At 42.7% G+C, this 9,720-nt stretch carries 6 protein-coding genes; 2 read left to right on the forward strand and 4 right to left on the reverse strand.

The genetic code is table 11. The features are described 5' to 3' along the window. The first annotated feature begins 158 nt into the window (after positions 1-158). Entirely contained in the window at positions 159-1,223 is a 1,065-nt protein-coding gene (locus ACUVXA_RS11085) for an ATP-binding protein (protein ID WP_445871325.1), read from the forward strand. 144 nt (positions 1,224-1,367) lie between these two features. Beyond that, complete coding sequence (locus ACUVXA_RS11090) at positions 1,368-2,924, forward strand: acyl-CoA dehydrogenase family protein (protein WP_445871326.1); 1,557 nt, start codon at positions 1,368-1,370, stop codon at positions 2,922-2,924. Positions 2,925-2,954: 30 nt separating this feature from the next. Here the strand turns inward: ACUVXA_RS11090 and ACUVXA_RS11095 are convergent, their stop codons facing one another. From ACUVXA_RS11095 to ACUVXA_RS11110, 4 genes are all read right to left on the reverse strand, one after another. Next, complete coding sequence (locus ACUVXA_RS11095) at positions 2,955-4,079, reverse strand: lipoate--protein ligase family protein (protein WP_445871327.1); 1,125 nt, start codon at positions 4,077-4,079, stop codon at positions 2,955-2,957. Between the two features lie 98 nt (positions 4,080-4,177). Further along, on the reverse strand, positions 4,178-5,107 hold the full coding sequence (locus tag ACUVXA_RS11100; RefSeq protein WP_445871328.1) for a glycyl-radical enzyme activating protein: 930 nt from the start codon (positions 5,105-5,107) through the stop codon (positions 4,178-4,180). Between the two features lie 28 nt (positions 5,108-5,135). Beyond that, entirely contained in the window at positions 5,136-7,493 is a 2,358-nt protein-coding gene (locus ACUVXA_RS11105; RefSeq protein WP_445871329.1) for a glycyl radical protein, read from the reverse strand. Positions 7,494-7,648: 155 nt separating this feature from the next. Beyond that, complete coding sequence (locus ACUVXA_RS11110; protein WP_445871330.1) at positions 7,649-9,499, reverse strand: M28 family peptidase; 1,851 nt, start codon at positions 9,497-9,499, stop codon at positions 7,649-7,651. Positions 9,500-9,720 lie beyond the last annotated feature (221 nt).

The following is a 9,720-nucleotide window of genomic DNA, read 5'->3' on the forward strand; positions in this document are numbered from 1 at the left end:
ACAATTATTCTTTTCGAACTATCCCAACAACCCACATACTTAAGGCGCCTTCTCCAAAACGTCTATATGATATTACCGAAAGAATTTTATTGTGGTTATAGGTTTCTTATTTTAAAATTAGTGTTTTAGTTCGTAATACTGCTAGGGAGTTAATGGTGATGTCTGAGGATCCATTTCTGAAACTGCGTGAATTTTTGGATCAATTACCTTTGGGGTTTCCTAAAACCTCTTCAGGGGTCGAAATCAAGATATTAAGAAGACTTTTTACCGAGGAGGAAGCGAAAATAGCGGTGCTTTTAAGTCCGTTTCCAGAAGAGGCTTCCCAAATCGCGAAACGGACCAGCCTAGATGAAAAAGAGTTAGCAGAGAAACTGGAATCCATGTCGAAAAAGGGACTTATTTTTCGAGCTAGGCGTGAGGATAAGACTTTTTATAATACAGCACCTTTCATGATAGGGTTGTATGAGTACTCGGTTAAAAAGATGGATAAGGAGCTTGCGAAACTCTTCAAAGAATATTATGATATAGCTTACCTTGATGAATTGGGAGCAAGCAATATTCCGGGATTTAAGGTGCTTCCAGTTGAGGAAACTATTCAAGCAGAAACCGTTCTCTATCCTTACCATAAGCTCAAGGAGAGCATTAAAGAAGCTAGGAAAATCTCGGTCACGGAATGTATTTGCCGTAAAGAAGCTAAACTGACTGGTGAGGGTTGCGGTTACCCTATGGAAACCTGTCTCAGTTTCGGAACTGCTGCGGAGTACTACATTGAAAATGGTATAGGGAGAGAAATATCGGCGGAGGAGGCAATAAAGATAATTGAGGAAGCGGATCGGGCGGGATTGGTTCACGCCGGAGTTAACTCCAAGCATCTATCAAATATCTGCAACTGCTGTCCCTGCTGCTGCGCGTCCATGAAGGGAATAACGAAAAGGGGGCACGACAAACAAAAATATCTGAACGCTCTGTTCGAATCCGTAATAGATCAGGAGAAATGTATCAACTGCGGAACCTGCGTTGACCGCTGCCCGGTAGGAGCAATAACCATGGAAGACATCACAACGGTAAACAGAGACAAATGTCTGGGGTGCGGACTATGTGCCACTACTTGTCCCGAGGAAGCAATAACTTTAAAATTGAGGGAAGACCGTGAGGAGCCCTATAATAGGGTAATGGAGATGGGTATTGCGATTCTTGAAGCAAAAAAGAAAAAATCCGAATAGAAACCTGTTATATCCAATTTAATATAGCCCATTTTTCATTCTTTTCTGTTTAATTTTGCCTAAATTTGGGGAAAAAGGTAAATAGTTAATAAGATTTTTGTTTTTAAAGTTTATATTTATCTCAACTGTTAGAGGTGATTATTGTTGGAGAAGTATCCTTGGTTTAATGAAAGGCAGAGACAACTTACGGACGAGGTTGTTGAATTTGTGGATGAGATTACTCCCAGAGCTTATGAGGCTGCGATTAAACAAGAGCATCCCCGAGACTTGGTTAAAATGGTTGCGGATAAGGGATGGTTTGGAGCCCTTGTACCAGAAGAGTATGGTGGAATGGGAAAGGAGATTGGAATAACCGGTTGCCAGATTATTGCTGAGGGTCTCACTCGAGCAGCTACCGTGGGCGGGGTGTATAGCGCCACCTCGTTTGGTGGGGTGGAGCAAATATGTATGTTCGGTACAGAGGAACAGAAAGAGAGGTGGCTACCCAAAATTGCTAGAGGCGAATTGCTAGGGGCCATAACGCTCACCGAACCTTTTGTGGGCACCGATGCCGCCGGTATTAGAACCACGGCAACCCGTGATGGTGACTATTACGTATTGAATGGAAAAAAGAGATTTATTTCCAACGCGGGATTGGCAGACATTTACATGTTGTATGCGAAAACTAGTGATGAACCTGGAGACAGAGCAGCATATAAACATCTATCCGCTTTCATAGTGGAGAAGGGAACACCCGGTTTCACGATTGAGAGAATAAACGAGTTGGCGGTGTTCAGGGGCATTCGTAACGGATTCTTGGATTTTGACAATGCTCGAGTTCCAGCATCTAACATGTTGCTGGGAGAAGGAAACGGCTGGGGAGTTATGACCGCGGGTTTAAACTTCGAGAGGCTAACAGTAGCAACCCAGATAATCGCCGGCATGAGGGAGGCTCTAAGATACGCACTATATTTCGCAACTAGAAGAGTGCAATTCAATCAGCGCACCATAGATTTCGAAGCCAACCAGTACAAACTGGCAGACATTATTCTAAGAATGAAGACCGCTAGGCTGTTAACGTACTATGCCGCGTGGATGATGGATCAGGGATTAAACCCGGTGGTTGAGGCTAATGCTGCCAAAATTTACGCCACGGAAGCCTGCAGAGATGCAACACTGGACGCTCTGCAAATCATCGGAGGAGATGCCTTCACCAGGTTTTACCCGGTGGAACAAATTCTATTAGATGCTAAGATATTGGAGGTGGGCGCGGGCACAAATGAGGTTCTCCGGAGGCTATTAACCGCTCAAGCTAGAAGAATTATGGCGGACGAGTTGAAGGCTCCCAGAAGACGGATACACAAAGAATTAAGATTCCCAATACCCTATTACAAACCCTCGCCCGAATTTGCTCCAAAGAAGGTTCCAACAGATCTGGAGGGTATGGAAGACGCTATTCTTGAGGCTCTTGCTGCGGACTACTTTGTTAATCCTGGTCTTCACATGAGGAGAGAAGAGTTGATGGAGGATACGGGGCTTGATGAGGAGCAGCTTGATGAGGCTCTAGCATCACTTGAGGAAAAGAAGCTAGTTGACCTCTACAGAACAAGACAGGGTGTAATTATACTCGCAAAAGCAACCTATGACGGGCTTAGGAAAGCGAAACCCAAAGAGTACTACCAGTGGTATCCACCTTGGAGCATGGAGGACGAAAGATTCTAAGACCTACACTCTACCTTTTTTTATTGTTAATTAACCTGATTCTAAGGCAGCTTTGCAACCGGCAACTAAAGCTTTCAAGAAGTCCTCAGGACTAATTTCAGACGTTTCCCAATTGGGTTTCTGGTAGGCAACTTTTATCTTTTCCAGCATAGTTTTATCATCTTTCGCCGAGACGCCCTTAAGAGATTCCTCCATCTCCCTCATAATAGGCACCGGCTTAGCGTAAAAATCTCCCGCAAAAAACATGTCCTTGATTATTCCTTTACTGTCGAGTAGTACTCGGCTCTCTACCAGTTTGCCTGACTTGTATCTACCGATACCGTATTTGTGGTCGGGTGGAATTTTTCCGAATCTCTTCTTGCTGGAAACTGCGAACATATGTTCATCGGATTGAGCTCTTACTGCAAAATCTTCGCACATTTCCCACTCTTCTTCGGTTAAATCTTGGATTCTAAATTTTACTCCAAAAACCTTTCCAAAAGCCTTGTACGCGGCACTAGCAAACTCGAAGGGATCCGGACGATGACCGATCTCCGCCTCCACACCACCCTGATACTCCCCAAACGATTTTATCTTTTTATCCTTCCACTTCTCCTCCGGTATTCTAGCAATCTGGGGTAATAAATCGCTTTTAATATATCCGGGAAAGTTGGACGAATTAACTAGATATAATCCACCAACTTCTGTAACTCCAACCGCCCCCATTTTTCTACCTGAACCCTCAGCACGAACATCATCCGGAGGATAATACTTCGCATCCTTTACTCCTAGAATCTTGTACATTTCTGTTAGGGCGGCTCCAGATTTATGAAACGCTTCCTCCATGGTTGGAAAAATGGTTTTATCGGCGAGTATTCCGATTCCCATGAAACCCTCTGGATCGAGGAAAATAACGCCTCCTCCCATGCCCTCTAGTCTTCTACAGATTTCTATGTTGTGCTTCTTCGCCAGTTCCAAGTCTATGTCGGTGTCAATGTCTTGGAAGTAGCCTAGGGATATGCTGGGTTCCGAAAAGTACCATATTGAGATTCCGTTTGGTATTTTGCCCTGCATTCTGAGGCTTATGGATGCTATACTCATACCTAAAATTCTGGTTGCGGTTCCTTTAGTAAAGAGAGCAAATCTCATTTCATCGCTTTTCCAATCTTTAAACATTCTTCTCTCTCTCCAAAAAGAATAGATTGCTTATATTACATTATGATAGTATTAAAATTTATCTATAGTAAAAAAATTTTGGAATTTTACGGTCTTTTTTAATAATTAATGGTAACCTCCAGACCGTAAGACTCTATTATATTTTGTATTGCTTGCAGTTCCTCATCGCTTAATGGATGGGCTTCGATTAACGGGTATTTTCTGCCTAGGAACTTGTATTTGTGTTTTCCCCATTCGTGATAGTTTAGAATTGAAACTTTTGTGAATGGTTTTTTTGATAGAAATTTTGCTAAGGTCTCTATGTATTTCTGGGAATTGTTGAAGTTGGGGATGACTGGGATTCTTGCCCACACTGTTACTCTTTTTTTTAGAATTTTGTCTAGGTTTTTAAGAATTAGTTCATTACCAACGCCTGTGTCCTTCTGGTGTATTTCTGAGTCTAGGTGTTTGATGTCGAAAAGCACTAGATCTGTATAATTGGAAATCTCGTCTAATATTTCCCATTTAACATGCCCCGTAGTATCCAGAGCAGTGTGGAGTCTTCTATCTTTACATTCCCTCAGCAGGTTTAGAGTGAATCTCGCTTGGTAAAGTGGTTCTCCACCGGATATCGTAACGCCTCCACCAGAATTTCTGTAAAACAGTTCATCTTGCATAACCTCTTCCACGATTTCTTCTAAGGTCATTTTTTTCCCTATTTGGCTTATTGCTCCGGTGGGGCAAACCTCTTCGCACTTCATGCACAAATTACACTTGGTCCTATCTATTTGGACACCATTTTCATTCAATATAATAGCCTTTAGTGAACAAGCCTCTAAACACTTCCCGCACTGATTGCATTTTTCCTCTCTGAAAAATATCTCGGGATAAGGGTTTATAGATTCGGGATTGGCACACCATTCGCATTTTAGGGGACAACCTTTTAGAAATACTGTGGTTCTGATTCCCGGACCGTCATGAATGCTATATTTTTGAATATTGAATACTACACCCTCTCTGCCCGTAAGGTCGCCTCTCCAATTATGCATACTGTCTCACTTTGCTTAAAGTTTAGTGTTAGAAACAGTGAGGAGTCCGTGCAATAATTGAATCCTGTAAATCTTTGCTTAGGTCTACGAAGTAAGCTGAGTATCCGCACACTCTTACCATTAGATTGGAGTGTTTCTCGGGTTGTTTTTGGGCTTCTTCCAAGGTTTCTCTTCCCACCACACTGAATTGGATGTGATGGATTCCCAGATCTGCCCATGTTCTCAGGTATTGGGCGAAAACCTCTGCGTTGTATCCTTCTAGGTACTGGGGCATGAAGTTTTGGTTGAGTAGATGGTTCCAGCTGTTTAAGGGGTCCACTTTTGAAACTGATTTTAGAACCGCGGTTGGTCCCTTATAGTCTCTGCCACCTACTGGTGAAACACTTCCGTCGTGTAGGGTTTCACCCGCTTTTCTCCCGTCTGGTGTGGCTTCGCAGATTTTTCCCCAGAGCCAGAAGGCTGAAGCCACAGTTCCATCCGGAATGACTGGAGTTCCAAGGTTTGTTTTGCATTTCATGGTTTCTTGGGTGACTCTTTTTGCCACCTCTCTTGATATTAAGTCCACGTAATCGTCATCGTTGCCAAATTTTGGTGCTTCCAGACACATTCTTCGAATCTCCTCGTAGCCCTCCCAGTTATTCTTAAGGGCGGTGAGCAGTTCTTTCATGGATATTTTTTTCTCGTCGAACACCAGTTTCTTAATGGCGGCTATGGAGTCGGCTACGTTGTTTAGTCCCAGTATAACTACATCTCGGTAATCTGGATTGTAATTCCATTCTCGAATGTCCTGCGCCCTCTCGATTGATTCATCAAGCATTGCCGATAAAAATGGTCTGGGCACGTATTGTCGATAAAGGCTATCTGCAATATTTGAAAGAAAAACCAGTTTCCGAATTCTGATTCCATAATTTTCTATGAAGGCGTCAATCAGCTCCTCGACTGATTTAACTTCTTCCCCTTTCGATATCAATACTTCGTAAAGGAGCTTGGGAAGCGGAACTGCGTTGGCCCACGCCGAACGGTGATTGAGATTTTTTCCCGGGATAGTGGGAACCATACAATTATTTATGGAATAGTTCCTAGCATCACTGAGAGGAATACCGAGGCTAACCAGTCGAGGTATGTTGACCTTATCGTTGAAGAATGCGGGTTGAGGCATTCCAGTTGCCAGCACCTCTATGGCCTTGTCTATTAACTTCTTTGGAATTTTATCATGCCATCTCAAAGCTAATGGAGGAGTCACTGTTCTCACGCTTTTCATAGCGTCTAAAACTATGTAACTAATCTCGTTAGTAACATCGTTTCCCTCAGAATCGGTTCCTCCGATGGTAATGGTTTGGAATCCTATCGCACCTCCTCCGGCACCAGACCATACAGGTGGGTGAAGGAAACCAGTTTCTTGGGATTTCACAAATATGCATTCTACGAGTTCTTGAGCCTGTTCCCGGGTTATTCTACCCTCTTTTAAATCCTTCTCATAGTAAGGATTGAAACATACATCGAACCTTATGCCATCCCCCACCATGGGTAGTTCGATGAAGTTGACGATGAGATGGATTAACCAGTAACACTGTAGTGCCTCTAGCAGTGTGCGTGGAGGATTCTCAGGCACCCATTCACAATTTTTTGCTATAGTCTCAAGTTCCCGCCTTCTCGCTTGGTTATTTTCACGTTCCGCCATCTCATGCGCTAACTTTGCGTACCTTTTCGCCCAGTTTATTGCCGCCTCTAAGACGATGATTACACTATCCAAAAATCGGGTTTTCTCCACGTAATCCTCGCCGTTAATCCCTCCCTCTACCAATTCTTTGACAAGCCTTTCTTTTCTCTTTTCGGCTTCTTGAATGATTCCCTTTAATCCTATTTGGAATATTTTTTGATAGTTTGGGGTGGCGCATTCCCAGTTGAAAACATAAACTATTTCGTCAGCCACACCTTTGGGGATCATTCTCTTAAACAGATGGTGCACCGCAAGCTTGTTCCAGTATACGTCTATTTCCTTGAGTTCTCTTCTTTCTTCATCGGTTAGCATTTCACTATAAACATTACCGGGCTCGGTTTCTCTTTCCACCCACTTCCAGGCAAACTCTGGGTAGTGAACGACCGAATCAGGAGTGGATGCGAAATTTCCCACTATCAATTCGTCCGGTCGAATGTATAGGGTCATGTTTTCTAAAATGTGCTTTAGTCCCTTTGCCCTCCTCAGAATCATAGGCTCCCCCTCTGTTTGCCTATAAGATTCCGTTAATAATCTAGCTCTCTCTAGATCCAAGACCCAAATCATACCTGGTCTGCGCGCTCTAGCATCCTCCGCTACCTTAATGTTCGAAACTTGGAGAGCTTTTATCGGAGTGCTAAGCATAAGTTTTTGGGTTCTCTCTGTCATATTAATTATCCACTCCTTATTAAAACTAATAGATTTAATTTAATGTTCTTCTTGATTCTTGTTTTATATAAGAATTGTGTTAAGTAGAAAATAAAACATTAACTTCTGTAAAATCTTAAAAGGGAGTTGAAAAAATAAGGGAGAGGTAATGGATATTAGAGGTATCTCTTTATTTCTCGAAGTATGTAATTCGTGTGCCAGAGGGCTTCATCTAGTGCATCTGATACCTTGTTCTTTTCTTGGACAAGTTTAGTGGTTAGTAGCTTGTACTCCTCTGAGTCGGGATCCATTTCGGCGTATCTTATAATTGGTAACAGTACGGGTATGGGTCTGTTTACGTATGTTGCTCCGTATGGGTCTCTCTCATATCTACCTATGTAGGTGTAGTTTAAGGGTATTAGTATTCGACTGAGCTTCATGATTGTTTGGTTGATTTCTTTTAGCAGTTCTTTTCCCTCTTTTACACTCCCGCTATGATACTTTTCCGATATCTTTTCCAAGTTTTCGTTTAGTTCCTTGGCTCTTTTTTCAAGCTGCTCAGCTGTTTGGATTAAGGGTTTTAGGTCTATTCTCCCTTTGGCTTCTTCGTTCAGTTTTTCAAGTCTGCTTTTAAGGACGGCAGCAGGTGAGAAGAACTCATAGGGAATAATTGGTGCATTCATTAATCTTAGTAGAAAGATAGAATCCGCTTTCATAGCTTTTTCCAACATTTTAGGATCCACTTTGTCTATAGTGTCTTCGTCGCTTTGATACCACCATCCCAGTACCGCCATTTGCTCCTTCATTAAGGTGTCCACATCAAAAATTGTTCGAGCATCAACCACAGGAACTCCAAGTCCAAAGAAGGACCCATTATCCGCCACTTTACTGGGACGCAGACCCACATCGAAACCTATGCTTCTAGCAAACTCTCTGGTATCCATTACCTGTTTAACTTCATCCTTTCCCAAAATGTCTTCAATAACTTTCATGAGAAATCTTTCAGTCTCCTCATGGTAGAGCGGGAAGTAGAGTTTGCTTCCAACCATTCCGGTGGAATCACAGTTCAGATAGGCTATGCAGTTCTTGTTCAAGTCTGACCAGAAATTATCCGTATACCAAGTGGAGCCCTCCATGATGCCTGTTTCGTGTGCCGCCCAAAATCCAAATTTTATGGATCTTTTCAGTTTGTCTCTGTGTTTCTGAAATATTCGGGCCATCTCCATTATACAGACAATACCTGTTCCATTATCTGTTACTCCTCCACCCCATGCATCAAAGTGTCCACCCATCATGACAAACTTTTCTGGCTCCTCAGTACCCTCAACGGTTGCAATAGGCATGGGGATTTTTATCCACTCCCTAGTTGCCTCCACCCGCATCCACACTCTTACCTTGCCCCTGTTTAGAAGCTCTTTTAGTATTTCTCCACTTTTACGCGTTATGGCTATCCCGGGAATAGTAGGCATTAAATCTATCGTGTCAGGAGTTGGGTTACCCCACACTGGCTTCATGGTTCCCATTGGAAGAACCTCGTGTTCAGGAGAGCCCCAGTTCATTTGAATCTGGGCTTTGACCCCATGATCTTGAGCTATCTTAATTTTGTAAGGTCGGGGCGGATCATACGAGATTTCGGCCAAGGTTATTTTACCCTCTGCATCCACATTTTCATAGTCTTTTTCCCCACCTGCTCCCACGTAGACCAGTTCTCCGCTTATTCCCTCGGGTAACGTGGAAGCACTATGGGCGTAAGCAATAGCTTCTATGGACTGGACTGGGCCGGGGGATATAACCTTTAACTCTGCATAGATGGGAAAACTGAGGAGAGCGTCAAACTCATACATGTCAACGTGAACCCCATAACTCTCAAGGGTGTTCTTGATCCATTCCGCCGTCTTACGGTCCTCCGGGCTTCCTGCTAAGCGTTGAGGCACCTCTTCTGCCAGCCATTTAAGATTCTTCATAATTTCTTTAACAGATATTTCCTTCAGAATATTTTTCTCAAACTCCGAGTCTAATTCGTGCAAAAATACGCCTCCTTCTAACCAGCCGAATCTTATTCATTTGAAATTGAAGCATCATTGTATTAAATATTACTCCTAAAATAAGAAGGGGATTAACACTTGAAAATTCAAACTGTATATTCTACGCCTTTAAAAGTTGAGAATAAACCTCGAGAAAAGGTTTAATTTTAAAATTATTAATTCAAATGGTTAATAATGAATTGTGATTGATAATGAAATTTGAT

The sequence above is a fragment of the Candidatus Jordarchaeum sp. genome, assembly GCF_052745115.1.